Consider the following 21,677-nt stretch of genomic DNA (forward strand, 5'->3'; position numbering starts at 1 on the left):
TTCTCTCTGCTGCCATCGGGAGCTACACCACTCCGATGCGGCCAGCGATCGACCATGCGCGCAGAGGAATCCGGTTGGGTGAGAACGCCGTACGAGTCGGAGAATAGCGGTGTTTCCACCCCTGCCGACAACCCCTGCGGCACCCCTCGAAGGCGCCAGAATCCCGAACTTCGCACGCCGGGTCGGCAATGTCGGCGAAACTACGATCTTGTGGAAGGCGAACGTGGAGCAGCCGTCGGCTTTGTCGACCTACGCGACTCACAGGTGAAGAAACAATAGGGGTGATTCAGGGGTGTACACCCAGGGGAATCCTGCACGGACCATGTACAGGTACCCTCGGAAGGAGAAAACAAGGTATGACACTACAAGAGCAGCTCACGAAAGACGGATTCGTCCACATCGAGGGATTTCTCGATGTCCGGGAGATCGACTATCTCCTCGAATTCTCGAATAGTATCGGCCACGGCACGGGCGCAGGCTACCTCGGCAGGAGACTCGTCACGGCGATCGATGATCCTTCCGGAATCACCGCCTCGGTGCAGGAAAAGATCAAGCAGTTACAGATCGATCTCTTTGGATATCACATGACACTGACGCAGAGTGCGTTGTTCTCGGTAGATCCCGACGCACCCGAACAATCAGCGAATTTTCCATTCCATCAGGAACACGGAAGCTTCTACGATCTGGGCGAGCACCTGCGGTACACGAATCTGTACATCGTCCTCGACAAGGCCGAGACTGCCGAGTCGAATGTCACGGTGATTCCCTTCTCGGAGCTCGCGAGAATCGAGCCGGATCTCCATGAGCTAGCCGTTGGCGCGGGCGCGGCTCGATACACCGCCGGGATGCGCTTCGACGACAACACCGGTAGTTATGTCTCGTTCCGAGCCGACCTCGAATCAATCGCGCAAACGCCGCAGCTGTCAGCGGGAGATCTGCTGGTCTTGCGCGGGGATATCATCCATCGGACGCAGAACCAGAAGTGCCGACGGACCGCTATATCGATCCGGACCGTCGCGCCCGACGTCGAGTGCCACAGGAACGTTTTCGATATCTGCTGCGGCACCAAGCTCGCTTTCATGCTCGGCGACAGCAAATACTTCGGTACACGCGACTTCATATTCGAGGATTCAGGGCTGGAAACCATGACGGCGGAGCAGCTACAGCACGGCAGGAACGCCCTCATGCATCTTACCGAACCCACCGACAAGGCCACTCGGGTGGCGGAGCATATTTCCGCATTCTCCGCAAAGCTGCAAGGAATGCAGAAGAGCCTCCAGGCCGCCGCTCGAGGTTGAATGCATACCTGGCGGTGCGGGCGAGCTTTCAATCCCGCCCGCCCCGCCAGCGTACGCTTCACGCACCTTTCGGTTCACCTCAGTCCTTGCCGAATTCTGTCCGGATGAATGCGAAAAGATCATCGTCACTCGCCGATTCGATTCGGGCGGTCATACTATCCGTCCCTGGTTCTTCGCAGATCCTCGCCAACGCACGTAGTCGGGCCGCCACCTCTGCACGAAGCTGGGTATCGATATTCCTGGCAGTGAGGCTGGTGCCGAGGCGCTCGATGTAATCGAGTACGGACACATCCGCGTCGGTGCCCGCGGTCTCGAATTGCTCCAGCAGGTACTTTGTCAGCCCGCCGACAGAGGGATGGTCGAAGACCACCGAGGGTGCGATGTGCACCCCGGTCTCGGCGACGAGCCGTTTTCGCAGCTCCATCGCACCCAGCGAATCGAGACCCAACTCCCGTAAGGCGCGGTCCGTCGTCACTGCGCTCGGTGAGGTATGCCCCAAAACCCCGGTGACATTTCTGCGTACGCACTCAAGGAGCAGCTGTTCCCGCTCCGACGTCGGCGCCGACTCTATCCGTATCCGTAGCGCGGACGGCTCCCCCTGAACTGCCACGACCGTTGCGATTTCCCGCACCTCGGGGATTGCCGAAAAGAATGCGTCGAGCCGGGTGGTGCGCTCCCCGCGGCCGACAGCCGGTTCCATTCCACGTCGGCAACTACCAGATGTGGCTCGCTGTGCCGCGCCGCACGTTGAAGCGCGCCGAACGCGGAGCGCGGAGCCATTCTCGGCATCCCGTTGTCCTCCGCCAGTCTGCGCGCCGACTCGCCCATACCGGCGCCGGCCCATGGACCCCATGCGATAGACGTCGCCGCACGACCCGCGGCGCGCCGTCGCGCCGCCAAGGCGTCCAAGAACGCATTGCCCGGCGCGTAGTTGCCCTGCCCGAACGCCCCGAAAGTGGCTCCGGCGGAGGAGAACAGCACGAAGGCGGACAAATCCAAGTTCCGGGTCGCGGCGTCGAGATTGGCCGCGCCCAAGAGTTTGGTTCGGAGCACCTCATCCATCCGGTCGGCGGTGAGTTCGTCGATCATGCAGTCGTCGAGAAGGCCCGCCGCGTGCACGACCCCAGTCAGCGGATGGCCGCCAGGAAGACGGTCGAGCAACGCAACCACGGCGTCGAGGTCGCCTACATCACAGGCCTCGATGCTCACCTCGACGCCGCGGTGCCGCAGCGTCCGACAAAGGTCGCGCGCGCCCGGCGCATTAATTCCTCGCCTGCTGGCCAGTACCAACCGCTCGACCCCGCTGTCAACGAGCCACCTGGCCGCTTCCGCACCGAGTGCGCCGGTACCACCAGTCACCAGCACTGTGCCGGCGGGTTCCCACGGCGCCACGCTCGAGAGCGCCGCGCGTTCGAGGCGTCGAGTGAAGATGTCCAGGCCACGCACGGCAAACTGATCGGGCTCCGCCGCTCCGGCTAGGATCCCACCGAGCAGCGAAGCATGCTGAGCGTTCATAGATTTCGGCATATCGATGATGCCGCCCCACCGATCGGTGCATTCATTCGACAGCACACGAGCCAACCCCCACAGTGTCGCTTGATTGACCCCGGTGACCGCGTCGCTCGCCCCCACCGCGACAGCGTCCTGGGTGATGATCCACAAGGGCTCGAATATCTGTGCGTCCCCGAGCGCCTGTGCCAACATCACCGTAGCCGCCAGTCCGCGCGGGACTGCGCTGAACTGTGCGTCCAACTCGTCGTCCAGTGCGAGCAGGGAGACCACCCCGGATATCGGACCGCGGATCGCGTTCCGTACGCGACGCGCGACCTCGGCGCGGTCGTCGGCCCGCGAGACGACAACCGGAACGAACTGCGGCCCGGCGAGTAGCAGTTCGGCTACACCAGCTACCGACGAATCAGCACTCGCAATCAAAAGCCAACTACCATGCTGGCTTTCGGTCGGCGGCTCGGTCACCGAAGTCCATCGCGTTCGATAGGTCCAGCCGTCGATAGCAGAAAGGTCCTGCTGCTGCCGTCGCCACTGCGCCAGCGCGGGGAGCGCATCGGAGAGCGGAAGCCTGGTGTCCAGGCCCGTGTGTCGTTCGAGCTCATCGGGGTCGGCGAGGGCGACGAGGTCCCAGAACGCGGCGTCCGCGACATCCGCGGGAGATATCGAAGTAGGCGTGGCCCAGTACCGCTGTCGCTGAAAGGGATACGTGGGTAGATCGACGAACCGACCGCGGCTGAGGTAGCGATCCCACAAGACCGGCACCCCGTGGACGAACAGTTCCGCAAGGGCGGAAACCAGCGCGACCGGCTCGTGTCCCGACGCCCGCGCGGCCGCGACCACCACGGTCGAACCATCCTCCGACAGGCATCCACGCACCAGCGGCGCCAGTGCTGCCTCCGGGCCGATCTCGAGAAAACTGGTGATCCCGTGCTCGACGAGCGTATGCACGCCGTCTGCGAATCGGACGGTTTCCCGGGCGTGCCGAGACCAGTAGCTCGGCGAACTGAGTTCCTCCGCCGAGACAGGATCGCCTGTGACGTTCGACACCAGCGTCACACGCGGTGGGGCAAACTTCACACTCGCACAAACGGATTCGAACTCCGCAAGCATCGGGTCGAGCAACGCCGAGTGGAACGCGTGCGATACCGTCAACCATTTGGATTTTCGTCCCTGCTCGGCGAACCGGTTGACGACCTGTTCCACGGCAGCTCTATCGCCGGAGATCACCACCGCAGCCGGACCGTTCACTGCGGCCAAAGACACCATTTCGCTGAGCCATTCGTTGACTTCAGACGCCGATGCCTGGAGTGCGGCCATCGCACCGCCGGCCGGCAACGCCTGCATCAACCGGCCGCGCGCCACCACCATGCGTGCGGCGTCGGGCACCGATACGGCGCCGGCCGCACACGCCGCCACAATCTCACCCACCGAATGACCGAGCATCGCATCCGCAGCCACGCCCCACGATTCGAGCAACCGCGTCAACGCAACGCCGAACGCCAACAGTCCAGGCTGCGCATACTCGGTGCGGTGCAAGGAGTCCGGCTCATCGAAGACGATGTCGCGCAGCGAGCGACCGATGAGCGTATCGACCTCCGCACACACCTCGTCGAATCCGTTCGCAAACGCTGGGAACGCCACGTACAACTCGCGCCCCATCCCGACTCGCTGCGCACCCTGGCCGGAAAACACGAACGCCAGCCGACCGTCGTAACGTGCTGCCACCGATACGTCATCGCGCAGCGCCGCGGCCGCACCCGACAGCAACTCGTCTCGGTTCCTGGCCACCACTACCCTGCGATGGTCCAGATTCGCTCGCCCGGTGGTCAACGACCACGCCAGGTCGGCGAGCGGAAGCTCCGCGCTCGCGGCGACCAGTTCCCGCAGCAACTCCGTTTGGGCGCGCAGCGCCGCCTGGGTATCGCCCGAGATCACGAACGGCAACACCATTTCGCGCGATTCGGGATTTGCCTTCGGCCGTCCGACATCTGGCGTCGCAGGCTCGATCGCCTCGGCGAGGTCCGGTGCTTGCTCGAGGATGACATGTACGTTGGTCCCGCTGATCCCGAAGGACGACACCCCGGCACGACGCACACGCCCCACCTCCGGCCAGGGCCGCGCCTCGGTCACCAACTCCACCCTGCCCGACGACCAATCCACCTGCGACGTCGGCTCATCCACATGCAATGTCTTGGGCAACACACCATGGCGCATCGCCTCGACCATTTTGATCACACCGGCCACACCCGCAGCCGCCTGCGTATGACCGATATTCGACTTCACCGATCCCAACCACAACGGCCGACCCTCCGGGCGACCCTGACCATAGGTCGCCAACAACGCCTGCGCCTCGATCGGATCACCCAGCACGGTCCCAGTCCCATGCGCCTCAACCACATCAACATCCGCGGTGGTCAGCCGTGCGTTCGCCAACGCTTGACGGATTACCCGCTGCTGTGCGCGACCATTCGGCGCCGAAAGCCCATTCGAGGCACCGTCCTGATTCACCGCGGTGCCGCGTACCACCGCCAAAACCCGATGTCCCAGACGACGAGCGTTCGAAAGACGCTCCACTAACACCACACCAACGCCTTCGCCCCACCCCGTGCCATCAGCACCCGCGGCGAACGATTTGCACCGGCCACTCCCCGACAGACCACCCTGCCGCGAGAACTCCACAAACGCAAGCGGCGAAGACATCACCGTCACACCGCCTGCGATCGCCATCCCGCAGTCGCCGCTACGGACCGACCGCACCGCCCAATCCAACGCTACCAACGATGACGAGCACGCCGTATCCACCGTCACCGCAGGACCTTCCAGTCCGAACACATACGAGATCCGCCCCGACGCAACACTGCCGAGAGCACCGGTGAGTAGATGTCCATTGGTCTGGTCGGGCATGCTCATCAGGTCTCCGCCGTAGTCACGACCGGATAGACCGACGAACACACCGGTGGAACTGCCACGCAACGACATCGGATCGATGCCCGCGCGCTCGAACAACTCCCACGACGCCTCCAGCAACAACCGCTGCTGCGGATCCATCGCCAATGCTTCACGCGGCGAGATACCGAACAAACCCGCATCGAAATCAGTTGCCTCATGCAGAAATCCACCCGCCGACGTGCCAAGGCCGGCCAACGCACGGACGTCCCAATCTCGATCGGCCGGGAAATCGGAGATCGCGTCGGTGCCGGAGAGTACGGCCCACCACAGGTCGTCCGGATCGGCGATTCCACCCGGGTACCGGCAACTGGTCGACACGATGACAATGGGATCGTCGTCGGCAGCGGCGAACGACGGCACAGTACTGAGTTGCCCGGTCACCGCATTGCCGGTCAACTCCGAATCCAGATGCGCGATTAGCGCGTCCGCGGTGGGGTAGTCGAAGACCAGACTCGCTGGCAGCCGCAGGCCGATCGTGGCACGCAACCTGTTCCGAAACCGAACGGCCGAGAGCGAGTCGAATCCGAGTTCCTGAAATGTCCGCCGCGGCTGGAACGCTCCGGGAGATTCGTATCCGAGGACCGCTGCCATATCCCTGAGCACGGCTTCTTTCAACGCCTTCGTTCGCTCCGCGGCGGACAGTCCGGCGAAGAGGCTCGAAGCCGCCTCTTTCGTAGTCTCGGCACTGTCGACCACCGGCTCGGCTACGGCCAGTTCACCCGGGGCGAGAATGGTGTTCCGCGGCCAGAATTCGCTGCGCTGAAAGGCGTAGGTGGGCAGCTCTACCCGCTCACTAGGTACCTCCGGCGACGCCTTCGCCCAGTCGACTGCGGCACCATGCACCCATGCGTATGCCAGCGCGGCGAATACCTGTTCCGTTCCGCCCGCGCTGCGACGCAACGTGCCGACCGATACCGCCGCGATGTCTTTATCGCCGAACGCCTGCTCGACGGCGGGCACCAAGACAGGATGGGATGACACCTCCACGAAGAACCGGTAGCCCTCGTCGAGCAACGTGTCGATGACCGGCGCGAACCGAACAGGCTCGCGCAGGTTCTCCACCCAATACGCGGTATCCATCTCGGAACCGTTGAACAGCGTCCCCCGCACAGTCGAATAGACCGGTATCCGGCCTGCCTTCGGGGTGATTCCGGACAGTGCATCTGTGAGTTCCGCCACCACATCATCGACTTGGGCCGAATGCGACGCGTAGTCCACCTCGATCCGACGAGTGCCTACATCGATCTGAACGCACTCGGCCACCACTTCGTCGATAGCTGAGTTCTCGCCCGAGATGACCGTTGTGGTCGGCCCATTGAACGCGGCGACGCCGACACGATCACCGAATCGGGCCAGTATCGGGCGAACCTGAGCTTCCGGGAGCGACACCGATACCATTCCGCCGCGACCGGACAGTCGCGCGGCGATCACTCGGCTGCGCGTGACGATTACCTCGGCAGCGTCGGACAGACTCAACGCACCTGCCACGCAGGCTGCCGCGATCTCGCCCTGCGAGTGCCCGACCACGACATCGGCTGTGACACCATGCGATTCCCACATCGCTGCCAGCGCCACCATCACCGCGAACGACACCGGCTGCACGATGTCGACGCGGCGCAACGAATCCGCGGTGCCCGCCAGGGCATCCAGCAGCGACCAGCCGGTCAATGGGTCGAGCACGGCCGCGCACTCCTCGATCCGGTCCGCGAAGACCTTTGAGGAAGATAGCAATTCACGACCCATTCCGGCCCATTGCGCGCCCTGGCCCGGAAACAGGAAGGCCACCTTGCCGTCGTTCAGGCTCCCGACTGTGACCCCGGCGGTCGGCTTCCCGCGGCCAAGGCGTCCAGGCCGGCGAGGAATCCACCTCGACTCTCAGCCTGTACCACCGCGCGGCATTCAAGCACCGCACGCGATGTCGCCAGCGCGCGCCCGATCCCGGACAGCGGTACCTCGGGATTCGCGGCGACGAAATCACGTAGCCGTCGTACCTGAGCATGCAAGCCCGCGTTGCTTCGCGACGAGATTACCCACGGAAACGACTCCGCGTCTGACATTCCCGCGCCCGACGACCGAGCAGACGCGGTGTCCGACGTGCCCGGAGCCTCGGCCAGGATCACATGTGCGTTGGTCCCGCTGATGCCGAAGGACGACACACCTGCGCATCGTGGGCTGTCCGCCGCAGGCCATGGGCGCGCCTCGGTCAACAACCGCACCGCACCCTCTGCCCAGTCGACATGAGGCGTCGGTCGATCGGCATGCAGTGTCTTCGGCAGCACGCCGTGCCGCATCGCCATCACCATCTTGATCACCCCGGCGACGCCCGCGGCAGCCTGGGTATGACCGATATTCGACTTGATCGATCCGAGCCACAGTGGTTGATCGGCAGGACGGTCCTGACCATAGGTCGCGAGCAATGCATGCGCTTCGATCGGATCGCCCAATGCGGTACCGGTGCCGTGCGCCTCAACGACATCGATGTCTCCGCCCACCATCCGGGCATCGGCCAATGCTTGCCGGATGACTTTCTGCTGGGCCGGTCCGTTTGGCGCCGTCAACCCGTTCGATGCGCCGTCGGAATTCACCGCGGAGCCCTTGACCACCGCGAGTACTTGGTGACCGTTGCGCACGGCGTCGGAAAGCCGTTCGAGCAGGACAAGTCCGACGCCCTCGCCCCATCCGGTGCCGTCCGCATCCGCCGCAAACGCCTTGCAGCGGCCATCGGTTGCGAGCCCGCCCTGCCGGGTGAACTCCTCGAACGCAAGGGGCGTCGACATCACCATCACACCGCCGGCGAGCGCGAGGGAGCATTCGCCAGCGCGCAGTGCCCGCACCGCCAGATGCATGGCGACCAGAGACGACGAGCACGCCGTGTCGATGGTCATTGTCGGGCCCTCGAGCCCGAAAACATAGGAGATCCGACCGGACATCACGCTCGCCAAGGCGCCGACGACCGCGTGCGCGGCTGTCTCCGGGTCGGTCGCGCGCGACACGTCTCGGTACTCCTGTCCAACGGTGCCGACAAAGACGCCGGTATGACTTCCCCGCAGCGACATCGGGGCAATCCCGGCCCGCTCAAGCAGTTCCCAGGACCCCTCCAGCAGCAAGCGCTGCTGCGGATCCATCGCCAATGCCTCGCGCGGTGAGATGCCGAATAGACCCGCGTCGAAATGCCCGATATCGTCGATGAAGCCGCCAACGGGAACATCACCGAGGGCTTCGAGATTCCATCCGCGGTCCGACGGTGCTGTGCCGACCACGTCCGCGCCGCTGGACACCAAGTCCCACAGTCGTTCCGGTGAATCCACCCCACCCGGAAGGCGGCAGCTCATCGCCACAATGGCGATCGGTTCCGACTCTCGTGACTGGAACTCACGCAACCGGTCCCGCGTTTGTTGCAGCTCGGCGGCCGCCTTCTTGAGGTAGTTCCGGAGCTCGTCCTCATTCGCCATCGGCACATCCAACCCTTCGAAACCAGATAGTCGAGCCAGCGCAGCTGGAGGTCACCGTTCGCCGTCGATGAAGTCGAAGAGCGCGGCGTCGTCCGCCGTCTCGAACCGCACCGCCTCGCCCAGATCCTGAGCGCGAAGCTGTCGATCGATCTCAGACAGTCGTGCTAGGAGATCCCGCCGCTCCCCGGCAGCCAGATCCACCTCGGCACAGCTGCGCGCCAACGCTTCGATGTCCGCGAGCAACCGGCCGGCCGAGGCCTCGGCCGGAGCCAGCACCGTCCGGAGGTGCTGTGCCAGGGCGGTCGGTGTCGGGTAGTCGAAGATGGCGGTGGGCGAGAGCTTTACCGCGGCGGCAGCTTGTAGTCGATTGCGGAACTCGACCGCGCCGAGCGAATCGAAGCCCAAGTTCTGGAACGCCTGATCTGGCTTGATCGTCTCCGGCGTTTCATGGCCGAGCACCACGGCGGCGTGCGTTCTCACGATCGACAACAACAGCTGATGTTGCTTCTCGGCGGCCAATCCGGCCAGCCGACTCGCGATCTGCGCCGGCAGATCGGCACTCGCGACACGGCGTACGCCACGCACGAGCCGGGTGAATACCGGTGCGGCCGTTCCGGATGCGGCCAACGCAGCAGTATCCAGGTGCGCGGGCACTACCAAAGGATACCCGACGGCCCCAGCAGCATCCCACAGCGCCAAGCCCTGCGTCGCGCTCATCGCGGTGAACCCGCCACGACTTAGCCTCGCGGTGTCCCGGTCGTCCAGTCTCGCCGCCATGCCGCTCGTCGGCGCCCACAGGCCCCAGGCCAAGGCGGTGGCAGGCAAGCCACGGTGCTGTCGATGCTGAGCCAAGGCGTCGAGGAAGGTATTGGCCGCCGCGTAGTTCGCCTGTCCTGGCGTACCCACTACCCCGGAAGCCGAGGAGAACATCACGAAGGCCGCAAGATCGCGATGCCTGGTCAGCTCGTGCAGATGCCACGCAGCATCGACTTTCGCACCGAACGTTGTGTCCAGGTGTGCGCGGTCGACCGAAGTGAACACAGTGTCCGCCAGCGTGCCCGCGGCATGGATGATCGCGGTCAACGGGTGCCGCCGCGGGATCGCGTCCAGCGCCGCGGCCAACGCATCACGGTCGGAAACGTCGCAGGCCGTGATCGTTACTCGAGCACCGAGACCGGTCAGTTCGGCAGCCAAGCCGGCGGCGCCCTCCGCCGCCGGGCCGCTACGGCTGAGCAGTAGCAACTGCCGAACTCCGTGCTCGGCCACCAGGTGCCGGGCAACCAACGCGCCGAGCCCACCGGTGCCACCCGTGATCAGCACCGTGCCACCGTCTGTCCAGCGCGGCGGTATGACGAGCGCCAGCTTGCCTACATGACGGGCCTGGCTCAGATACCGCAAGGCCTCCGGTGCTCTCCGTACGTCCCACGCCGCGGTCGGTAGTGGTCGCACAACGTCGGCGCGGAACAACTTGGCCAACTCCGACAGCATCTGCCGGATCCGGTCCGGGTCGACATCGAACAACGCAAAGCTGTGGTATTCCACGCCAGGATGGATGTCGGCGACCGCCGCGGCGTCGCGCAGATCGGTCTTGCCCATCTCGAGGAACCGGCCGCCACGCGGCAACAATCGTAGCGAGGCATCGAGCGGATCACCTGCCAACGAGTTCAATACGACGTCGACGCCGCGTCCACCGGTCACCGCCAGAATCCGCTCCTCGAACTCCAGGGTGCGCGAATCTGCTAGATGTTGATCGTCAAATCCCAATGCGCGCAATGTGTTCCACTTTGCCCGGCTGGCAGTAACGAACACCTCCAGCCCCCAATGCCGGGCAAGTTGGATCGCGGCCATGCCGACCCCGCCTGCACCCGCGTGGATGAGGATCGATTCGCCATGTCGTACCCGCGCCAGGTCGGCGAGCGCGTAGTACGCGGTGAGGAAGACAGCGGGAACCGCGGCCGCGGTAGCGAACGACCACTCGGCGGGCATCTCGACCAGCAGCCGATGATCGGTGACCACGACCGAACCGATACCGGTGAACGTCCCCATCACCCGATCACCGGGCGCGAAGTCCGTCACGTCGTCAGCGACTTCGAGAACCTGGCCCGCACCCTCGCCACCGAGCCCCGCATCCGGATCGGGGTACATGCCCAGCGTGACAAGCGCATCACGGAAGTTCAGCCCGACCGCTCGGACAGCGATGCGCACCTGGCCTGCGGACAGCGGCCGCCCTGCCTCCGGCCACTGAGCCACGAACAGATTGTCGCTGTTCACGGTGCCCTTGCCGGCGACCTCGAGCCGCCACTGCGGATACCGCGCCATCCCGGCCACGATGTCATCGCCCGCTCGAATGAGCCTCGGCACCCGAAAAGCGCCGCGCCGCATCGCCAACTGAGGCTCGTCGTACGTGGCGGCAGCGGATACCGCTCTATCGATGTCGGCCCAATCATCCACATCGACCAGCACAATGCGCCCGGGGAATTCGGTCTGCGCGCTGCGCAGCAAGCCCCAGACCGGTGCGTGCGAAAGATCGGCCACGTCGTCGGCGCCGTCGACGGCTATCGCCGATCTAGTGACGACGACCAGCCGGGTGGAATCGAAACGCCCGTCGGACAACCACTTCTGCACGCTTTCGAGCACCGATCCGACCTGATCACGCACCAAATCGCCGAACTCGACCGCCCGACTGCCTGCCCCGGCCTCGCAGCGCAGCACTGCTACCGCGGAGTGCTCCGCGGGCACGGATTCTGCTGCGATATCGAACCATTCGGCCGAACCCGCGGCCGAATCGTCGTATCCCTGCAGTGCTGTCCAGTCCACGACGAACAAGGAGTCGGCGGCCGCCCCCGGACCGTCTGCGAGTTGCTCGAGTTCGACCGCACGGAGCGTCAACCTGTCGATGGTCGCGACGGGTGCGCCCACGGCGTCGGCCAACCGGATCGCCACCCGATCCTCGCCGACCCACGTCATCGCAACCCGGAGCCGGGTCGCGCCGGTCGCGTGCAATGTCACACCAGTCCACGCGAACGGTAGCAATGTCCGATTCGGCTCGCCCGTGCACGCGACAATGTGCAAGGCGGCGTCGAGCAAAGCCGGATGCAGTCCGAAGCGGCCCGCCGCCGCGATCGCCGGCTCGGGCAGCACCACCTCGGCGAAGACTTCTTCGCCGCGTCTCCACGCACCCTGCAGACCGCGGAAAACCGGCCCGTATTCGTAACCGAGCGCGGCCAAGCGCGGATAGGCATCGGCGATGTCTATCGGTGCCGCGCCCGGCGGTGGCCAACGCGTCAAGTCCGTCGCGGCTTCCGGCATGGTCGGCTCGCCCGGCGACAGCACACCCTCGGCGTGCAGGGTCCACCGGGGATCCGGACCGCCCTGTTCGACCCGCGAGTAGATCGACGCCGCTCGAGCACCGGACTCATCCGGCTCGCCGATGACGACCTGCACCTGCAGACCGCCCCGCGCGGGGACGATCATCGGCGCCTGCAGCACCAACTCGTGCACCCGCAGGCTGTCGACTACGTCCCCGGCGTGAAGCACAAGCTCGATCAGAGCCGCGCCCGGCACGAGCACCACACCACCGACCCCATGATCGGCCAGCCACGGGTGGGTGTCCAGGGCAAGCCGCCCGGTCAGCGCGATGCCGGCGGAACTCGGGTTCCGGACGATCGCCCCCAGCAGCGGATGAGTCGAGGAAGTCAGTCCGAACCCGGCCGCGTCGCCCACGTCTCCGGATCGCTGCAGCCAGAACCGCTGACGCTGGAAGGCGTAGGTCGGCAAATCCACCCGAGTCCCGCCGTACTCAGCCACCATGGCTTCGAACCGCACATCGATGCCCGAAACATACAGCGCCCGCAGTGACTCCAACAGCGCGCCGGTTTCGCTGCGGCCGCCCCGAAGAATCGGCGCCACAACGATATCGGATGCGGTGGCGAACGACTGTCGCACGACGCTCGTCAGCGTGCTACCCGGCCCGACCTCGACATACCGACGCACCCCAACGGATTCGAGGAACTCGATGCTCTCCGCGAACGCAACGGTCTCGCGCACGTGCCGCGTCCAGTAATCCGGTGTGCCGAAATCACTCCCCGCGACACCTCCGGTGAGGTTCGAAACGATCGGAACCTTGGGCGCAGCCACCGCGACCGACCCAGCGACGGCGCCGAATTCGTTCAGGATCGGGTCCATCAACGCCGAATGGAACGCGTGCGATACGGCGAGCAGGGTCGCCTTGTGCCCCTGCTCCCGCAGTGCGTCCGCGACCGCGAGCACGCCGGCTTCCGGTCCAGAGACAACCACCGAGGCCGGCCCGTTAATCGCGGCGATCCCGACCCCCGCGCCCAGCAAGGGCGCGACCTCGGCCGCTGGTACGGCCACTGCGGCCATCGCGCCGCCTGCGGGGAGTCCCTGCATCAGACTGCCTCGGGCGGAGATCAACCGTGCCGAATCTGGCATCGACATAACCTCGGCGACACAGGCCGCCGTCAGTTCGCCGACCGAATGTCCCACCAGATAGTCAGGTCGAACGCCAAACGATTCCAACAACCGATACAGTGCGACTCCCACGGCGAACAACGCGGGCTGGGCGAAGACCGTCTGATCAAGCAACCGCGCGTCGTCGCCCCACATCACCTCGCGCAGCGGGCGTGGCAGATGCTGGTCTAGCTCGTCGATCACCGCATCGAGCGCCCCAGCGAAGGCCGGGAACGCGTCGTACAGTTCACGCCCCATCCCCAGCCGCTGTGACCCTTGTCCAGGAAAGACGAATGCCGTCTTGCCGTGCACAGCCGCAGGGCCCAGCGGCAAAGCGTCCGCGTCCCCCTCGGCCAGCTCGGCCAATCCGCGCAACAGCTGCGACCGATCGGCGGCGACCACCACGGCGCGATGTTCGAAGACCGACCGACACAGCAGCGAGTGGCCGACATCCAGGAGGGGCAAATCGGGATGATGGATCGTGAACTCCAGCAAACGAGAGGCTTGCTCCCGCAATGCGTCCGAAGTCTTAGCGGAGAGAACGAAGGGCAACTCAGCGACTAACGGCCGGGCGATCCCGGCGGAAGGGTCTGCTATCTCAGGTGCCTGCTCGAGAATGACATGCGCGTTCGTGCCACTGATCCCGAACGACGACACCCCCGCACGCCTCAGGTGCCCCGCCTCCGGCCAGGGTCGGGTCTGGGTCGCCAACTTGACCCCACCCGACGACCAATCCACCTCCGGCGTCGGCGAATCGACATGCAACGTGGCAGGCAGTACGCCCCGGCGCATCGCCTCGACCATTTTGATCACACCGGCCATACCCGCGGCCGCCTGGGTATGACCGATATTGGATTTGATCGATCCCAGCCAGAGTGGACGCTCCCGATTGTGACCGTAGGTGGCCAACAGCGCCTGTGCTTCGACCGGATCGCCGAGCGCCGTGCCGGTACCGTGCGCCTCGACCACATCCACGTCAGCGGTGGCCACGCCGGCGTTCGCCAGCGCCTGACGGATCACGCGCTGCTGCGCCGGGCCGTTCGGCGCCGTTATTCCATTCGACGCGCCGTCCTGATTCACCGCCGACCCACGCACCACGGCAAGGACCCGGCGCCCGGCACGGCGAGCGGACGAAAGACGCTCCACCAACACGACACCGACACCCTCACCCCATCCTGTGCCGTCTGCACTCGCGGCGAAGGACTTGCACCGGCCATCCGAGGCCAGCCCGCCCTGTCGCGCAAACTCCGCGAACGCCACCGGGGACGACATCACCGTCACACCACCAGCAACGGCCAACTCACACTCACCGCCGCGCACCGAGCGCACCGCCAAATCCAATGCCACTAACGACGACGAACACGCCGTATCCACGGTTACCGCAGGCCCTTCCAAGCCGAACACATAGGAGATCCGCCCGGATAGCACGCTGCCCGCGCTGCCGGTCAAGATGTGTCCTTCGGTCTGCGCCACCGATGCCCGCACCAACGAGTCGTAGTCCTGCCCGTTGCTGCCAATGAAGACACCGGTTCCGTTGCCGCGCAGCGATATCGGATCGATGCCGGCTCGCTCGAACAACTCCCACGACGACTCCAGCAACAACCGCTGCTGCGGATCCATAGCCAACGCCTCCCGCGGCGAAATACCGAAGAATGCCGCATCGAAATCGGCAGCGCCGTCGAGGAAGCTACCCCCGCCGAGCCCACGTGTAGCTGCGCGATCCCAGCCACGGTCTGTCGGAAAGTCGCCCAGCGCTTCGCGTTCGGAGGCCACCAGGCTCCACAGCTCATCCGGCGACGCGACGCCGCCGGGAAAACGGCAGGACATGGCCACGATCACCACGGGGTCGTCGTCCGCCCCGGAAGCAGGCAGTGCGGGTCGATGGTCGCCCCCCGTTCCGTTCCGGACGTCGCGGAGATAGCGGTGCACGGCACGCGGCGTCGGATGGTCGAACGTCAATGTCGTGGGCAGGGCGAGACCAACAGCCGCGGCGAGACGGTCCCGGAATTCGACCGCCATGAGCGAGTCGAAGCCCGATTCCTTGAACGATCGCTGCGGGAGAATATCGGCCGCGGACGCGTGCCCGAGCGTCGCTGCCACTGTGTCGAGAACGAGGGTGCTGAGCATCCCGTCGTGGTCTGTGTCCGGTGCTCCAGCGATATACCGTTGTGGCAGAACATGATCCGGGTTCGAATTGGCCTTGACCTCGGGGAGGTCACCGATCAACGGGCTGGGACGAGCGCTGGTGAACAGCGGCGCGAACGTGGGCCAGTCGATGTCGGCGACGATCAGGTGTTCGTCACCGCCGCCGATCGCCCGCCGCAAGGCTTCGATCGCCAGATCCGGATCCATCCCCCGCAGCCCGTGCCGCCGCAGGTGCTCCTTCGTGTCCGCGGCCGACGCCATCCCCGCCGCGGCCCAACTCCCCACGCGACCGCGGTCGCGGGCAGGCCGCCCGCGCGGCGTCGGCGCGCGAGACCGTCGAGGTAGGCGTTGCCCGCGGCATACGCGCCCTGCCGTCCGCTCCCCCAGGCGGCGGCGCCGGAGGAGAACAGGACGAACGCCTGCACCGGATGCTCCCGGGTCAGCTCGTCCAGCAACGCTGCCCCCGTCACCTTCGCCGCGATATCGTCGGCGAGTTCGTCGACGCCGAGGGTGTCTAGCGAGGCGAACCTCAGCGCGCCCGCCGCGTGGAACACGGCCGTCAGCGGCTCGGGCAGGTCACGAAGGAGTTCGGTCACCGCTGTTCGATCAGTGATGTCGCAGGCGGCGATAGTCACCGCGGCGCCGGTGGACGCCAGCTCAGCGGCGAGACGGTCCGCTCCCGGCGCGGCATCGCCCCGCCTGCTGACCAAGACGACCGCGTCCGCGCCATTTGCGCATACCCACCGCGCCAACCGGGCACCAAGACCGCCGGTACCGCCGGTGATCAGCACCGTGCCGGTCGGTCGCCACGGCTCGACGTCGCGCCAGGTGGCACGCACCATCCTTCGTGTGAGCGTGCCGGAGGACCGGATCGCTAGCTGATCCTCCGCGCCTGCCGCGGTGATCACCGCGGCGAGACGATGCGGTTCCTGCTCGTCGGCGTTCGGAGACAAGTCGACCAAGCCGCCCCAGCGTCGAGGATGTTCCAACGCCGCGACTCTGCCGATCCCCCACACCTGGGCCTGCGCCGGACTCGGTGGCGGATCGGTCGGCGACACGGCGACCGCGCCGCGGGTAACCGACCACAACGGCGCCTCGATAGCTGCGTCGCCCAACGCCTGGAGCAGGACGATCGTGTGCGCCACCCCGCGCGGGACCGGCTGGTGGTCGGCCAGCGGTCGTTCGTCCATCGCGAGCAAAGACACCACACCGCTCAGCGGTGGCAGCGCGCGAAGCCGTTCAGCCAGCAGGTCTCGGCCGTCGCCGTCGACGGTATAGCGGATGACCACCGCCGACTGCCCGATCACGGCGCAGATCCGCTGGTCATCGATGTGCTCGGCCGAGGCGACCAACCAGGTGCCGGACGGCTGAGCCGTCGGCATCGGCACCGGGCGCCAGGTCTCGCGGTACAACCACGATTCGATGCCCGCGACCGGTGTGATCGTCCGCGATAACGGCGTCAGCCAGTAGCGCTTTCGCTGAAACGGATAGGTGGGCAGGTCGATCGGCCGCCCCGGTACGCAGCACGACTCCCAACGGACCGGCACACCGGCCACATAGAGCTCCGCGAGCGCGCCGAGTGCGCTCACGGATTCGGCCCGACCGGGCCGCAGTGCGGCGACCACGACCCTGGAATCGTGGTCCGGCAAGCATTCCCGCACCATGGCGGATAATGTCGCATCCGGCCCCAGCTCAAGGAACCGTGTGACACCGCGCTCGGCCAAGGTACGCACTCCGTCGGCGAACCGGACCGCGCCACGGGCATGACGCACCCAGTAGTCGGGGCTGCCCAGCTCCTCGGCCGTCACCACCGCGCCGGTCACATTCGACACCAAGGGAATCCGCGACGGACGAATCTCCATGCTCACGCAGACCTCGCCGAACTCCGCCAGCATCGGATCCAGCAACGGCGAGTGGAACGCATGCGAGACCGACAGCGCCGTGGCCTTGCGACCCAAAGCCGAGAAATGCTCTGCGATCGGTCGAACCGCATCTTCGGCACCCGAGAGCACCACTGCCGCAGGTCCGTTGACCGCGGCTATGGTCACGAGTCCGGACAGCAGGGGTCTCACCTCGTCCTCTGTCGCCTGAACCGCCACCATGACCCCGCCCTCGGGGAGCGCCTGCATCAACCTGCCGCGCGCCACCACCAATCTGGTGGCGTCTTCGACCGACAGCACCCCAGCGGCACATGCGGCTACGATCTCGCCGACCGAATGCCCTGTCACGAAATCGGCTGTCACACCCAAGGATTCGATAAGTCTAAACAGGGCGAACTCCACCGCGAACAGCGCGGGTTGGGCGAACTCGGTACGATTCAGGTCCTGCTCCCCCGTTCCGAACACAATGTCGCGGAGCGAATTGCACATTTCCGGATCGGCAGCGGCGCAAACCGCGTCGAACGCATCGGCAAATACTGGGTACTGCGCGTACAGTTCTTCGCCCATGTGCGGCCGCTGCGCGCCCTGGCCCGAAAACAGCAGCGCTACCCGTTCATCCGGACGGGCCGGATGCGCACGTGTCGCGCCGCGCGCCACCGCGGCCAAACCCGCGAGCAGCTCGGCTCGATCGTTGCCGACCACCACGGCGCGACAATCCAGTTCCGCCCGTGTGGTAATCAGCGAAAACGCCACATCGGCACATTCCGTCGTCGGATTGTCTGCGAGGTAGTCCAGCAGCCGAGAAGCGCTCTGCTGCAGAGCGGACGATGTCTTGCCGGTCAGGACCAACGGAGGTGCGGCAGGCAGGGATCGTGCGCTATCCGGCACGCTGCCCTGGCCCTGGGGCGCTTCCTCCACGATCACGTGTGCGTTGGTTCCGCTGATACCGAACGACGACACCCCGGACCGCCGTGGACGATCCAGTGCTGGCCACGAGCGGGCCTGCGTCGCCAGCTCCACGCCACCGGCGTGCCAATCAACTTTGACTGTAGGAGAATCCACATGCAGGGTCGCCGGCACCAGCCCGTGCCGCATCGCCTCGATCATCTTGATCACCCCACCGACACCGGCGGCCGCCTGGGTGTGACCGATGTTTGACTTCAGCGACCCGAGCCACAATGGGCGATCGGACGGACGATCGCGCCCGTACGTCGCCAGTAGGGCCTGCGCCTCGATCGGATCGCCCAGTCGAGTGCCCGTACCGTGCGCCTCGACCACATCGATATCCGCGCCGGTCACCCCGGCGTCAGCCCATGCTTGGCGAATAACCCGCTGCTGCGCCATCCCATTCGGCGCGGACAGGCCGTTGGAGGCGCCGTCCTGGTTGATCGCGGTACCCCGAACCACCGCAAGAACCCGGTGGCCGTTGCGCCGCGCGTCCGAAAGTCGCTCCAACAGCACAGTGCCGACGCCCTCGCCCCACCCGGTCCCGTCAGCCGCATCGGCGAACGATTTGCACCGCCCGTCGGCGGCGAGGCCACCCTGTCGCGAGAACTCCAGCAGCAGAGCAGGCGTCGCCATAACGGTCACGCCTCCGGCTACCGCAAGCGTGCACTCCCCGCTGCGCAGTGCGCGAACCGCGTAATGCAGCGCCACCAACGAGGACGAGCACGCGGTGTCGACCGTGACAGCGGGCCCCTCCAGTCCGAAGGTGTAAGCGATGCGGCCGGAGGCGACGCTCATGAGATTACCGGTGAGCAGATATCCGTCAGCCTGCTCCGGCATGCTCGTCAGATCGCCGGCGTAGTCGCGCCCCGACATGCCGACGTAGACGCCCGTCTGGCTGCCCCGCAGCGACTGCGGGTCGATCCCGGCGCGCTCGAACAGCTCCCAAGAGGCCTCCAACAGCAACCGTTGCTGCGGGTCCATCGCCGCCGCCTCGCGCGGCGAGATACCAAACAGCTCTGCGTCGAATTCCGCTGCATCGTACAGAAATCCGCCCTGTCGTGTGGCGTCCGAACGCAGCCGATTGACATCCCAGCCACGATCTTCGGGAAGTGTCGAAATGACATCCGCACCCTGCTCAACCAGCTGCCACAATGCCTCCGGCGACTTGACACCGCCGGGGAACCGACAACTCGCACTCACGATCGCAATCGGCTCACCCGGCTCACCCGGCTCGGGCACACCGGAGTCCGCATCGGTTGTCCCGGTCAGTGCCGCCGTGATGTGCTCGGCGAGCAGCCGCGGGGTCGGATGGTCGAAGACAACGGTCACCGGCAGCGTCAAACCTGACGCAGCGTTGAGCCGATTACGTAGTTGCACCGCGCTCAGTGAATCGAAACCCAATTCGCTAAACGATGTGGATAGCCCGGCCGTGTCGTCGCGTCCGAGCACCACGGCGATCTCGGTGCGGATCAGCTCGTTCACGAATCGGATCTGCTCGGCCTCGCCGCGTCGACCGGTCTCGTCGACCTGCTCGGTCACTGCCGCTTGCTCAGGTGCCGCCCGCCCTGATCCTAAGTCGGGCAGTATGATACGCCGCGCGCCCGTGCCCGTGAAGTGCTGGGTCCAATCAACGTGTACACCTTCGACGTACGCTCGGGCGACCGAACTGAGAAATTGGTCGATTCCGCCGTGCCCACGACGCAACGAACCGAGCGCCGTCGCCTCGACACCGGCCGTATCGAACAGGTCGTGCATGGTCATCGTCAATGCCGGACGCGGGCTGACCTCGACGAAATGGCGATATCCGTGGTCGAGAAGCCGGCCGACCGCTCGGTCGAATCGCACCGGCTGATACAGGTTGCGAGCCCAATAGTCGCCGGTCAGTGAGAGCGCGTCTACGAGGTCGCCGTCGACGCTGGAGCAGAAGGGGACTCGTGCGTCGGCTGGGCAGATCGACCGCAGGGCCCGGATCAGTGGCGCCCGCACGACGTTCAGCTCGGCAGTGTGCACCGCCACGTCGACCGGCACCCGTTGTGCGCGGATGCCCTGTTCAGTGAGCTCGGCGAACACCGCGGCGACGGCCTCCGGATCGCCGGAAACCACGCTGGCATGGGGCCCGTTGAATCCGACCACCTCGATCTTGCCCGCGATGTGCGGAAGATGCGGTGCGATCCGGTCGGCCGACAATGCCGTGACCAGCATCGCGCCCTGCCCGGACAGCTTGGCCTGCTCGGCGCTGAAGAACGTCACGACTCGCGCACTGTCATCCAGCGAGAGGGCAGATGACACAGTGGCCGCCGGAATTTCGCCGAGGCTGTAGCCGAGCACCGCGTCGGGTTCGACACCGAGGTCGCGCCACAGTGCGGCCAGGCCGACCGACACCGCCCACGAACTCGGCTGCACAACGTCGATTCTGTCCAGCGTGGGCGAACCCGGTGCACCGCGTAGTACATCGACCACCGACCAACCGACCAAGGGCGCGAGCGCCCGGTCGCACGCCTCGACTCGCGCGCGGAAGATTGGCGCGGAATCGAGCAGGTCAACTGCCATACCGGGCCATTCCGCCCCCTGACCCGGGAACACAAAAACCGCGCCCGCTCTTGGCTTCGCCAGCCCGAGAACGGTTCCCGGCAGCGGCGCCCCCGCAGCCAGGCCGGCCAGCTCGGTATCCACCTGCACGCCGCTCGTCGCGACTATCACCGCCCGATGCTCGGCCGCCGCATCGATCCCTGCGACCGAACAGGCGACGTCGATCAGTTTCTCTTCCGGATGATCCTGCAGAAAGTCCCGTAGATTCGCTGCTCGTCGCCTGAGGCCCGGCGCGTCGGGCGCCGACAGCACAACAAGCACCGGCGTAGACAAGTCATTCACAGGATCATTCGTCATCGTACTTGGCACTCCCGCCGTATAAAAGACACCGGCCAGGACGCGTCCGGTTCCGAGCTGGTTTCCGGTAGGGCAATCGGCTCAGGCGAATAGTCTTCTGGCCGACACTTGGGAAATGTATCCAAGCGCCCCCCTAATCC

General features: G+C 65.8%; 5 protein-coding genes and 1 pseudogene. 1 reads left to right on the forward strand and 5 read right to left on the reverse strand.

Going from position 1 to position 21,677, the window contains the following annotated elements; genetic code table 11:
• Positions 1–356: 356 nt before the first annotated feature.
• Positions 357–1,298: a hypothetical protein gene (locus tag BTZ20_RS17410; RefSeq protein WP_077042227.1), complete on the forward strand. Its 942-nt coding sequence runs from the start codon at positions 357–359 to the stop codon at positions 1,296–1,298.
• 79 nt (positions 1,299–1,377) lie between these two features.
• On the opposite strand, the gene BTZ20_RS28275 is transcribed toward BTZ20_RS17410, so the two are convergent.
• The 5 genes and pseudogenes from BTZ20_RS28275 to BTZ20_RS17425 form a co-directional block, all read right to left on the reverse strand.
• The gene (locus BTZ20_RS28275) at positions 1,378–1,929 is read right to left on the reverse strand and encodes an acyl carrier protein (protein ID WP_223263383.1); all 552 of its coding nucleotides are present in this window, start codon (positions 1,927–1,929) and stop codon (positions 1,378–1,380) included.
• Positions 1,866–7,541, reverse strand: coding sequence for a type I polyketide synthase (locus BTZ20_RS17415; protein ID WP_223263384.1), 5,676 nt, complete (start codon positions 7,539–7,541; stop codon positions 1,866–1,868). The genes BTZ20_RS28275 and BTZ20_RS17415 overlap by 64 nt, the downstream gene beginning before the upstream one ends.
• An 86-nt stretch (positions 7,542–7,627) precedes the next feature.
• Positions 7,628–9,208: pseudogene (locus BTZ20_RS28280) on the reverse strand (type I polyketide synthase); the annotation flags it as partial.
• A 51-nt stretch (positions 9,209–9,259) separates the two neighbouring features.
• Complete coding sequence (locus BTZ20_RS17420; protein WP_189636496.1) at positions 9,260–16,030, reverse strand: type I polyketide synthase; 6,771 nt, start codon at positions 16,028–16,030, stop codon at positions 9,260–9,262.
• Positions 15,967–21,537, reverse strand: a complete 5,571-nt coding sequence (locus BTZ20_RS17425) for a type I polyketide synthase (protein WP_083742726.1) — start codon at positions 21,535–21,537, stop codon at positions 15,967–15,969. The genes BTZ20_RS17420 and BTZ20_RS17425 overlap by 64 nt, the downstream gene beginning before the upstream one ends.
• Positions 21,538–21,677: the final 140 nt, after the last annotated feature.

Source organism: Rhodococcus sp. MTM3W5.2, from assembly GCF_001984015.1.
In the GTDB taxonomy this organism is placed as follows: Bacteria; Actinomycetota; Actinomycetes; order Mycobacteriales; family Mycobacteriaceae; genus Rhodococcus_G; species Rhodococcus_G oryzae.

What these genes read in the sequence shown, in the direction of transcription:
- BTZ20_RS17410 (WP_077042227.1), top strand. Translation starts at nt 357, where the DNA reads ATGACACTACAAGAGCAGCTCACGAAAGACGGATTCGTCCACATCGAG.
- BTZ20_RS17420 (WP_189636496.1), bottom strand. Translation starts at nt 16,030, where the DNA reads ATGGATCCGGATCTGGCGATCGAAGCCTTGCGGCGGGCGATCGGCGGC.
- BTZ20_RS17425 (WP_083742726.1), bottom strand. Translation starts at nt 21,537, where the DNA reads ATGACGAATGATCCTGTGAATGACTTGTCTACGCCGGTGCTTGTTGTG.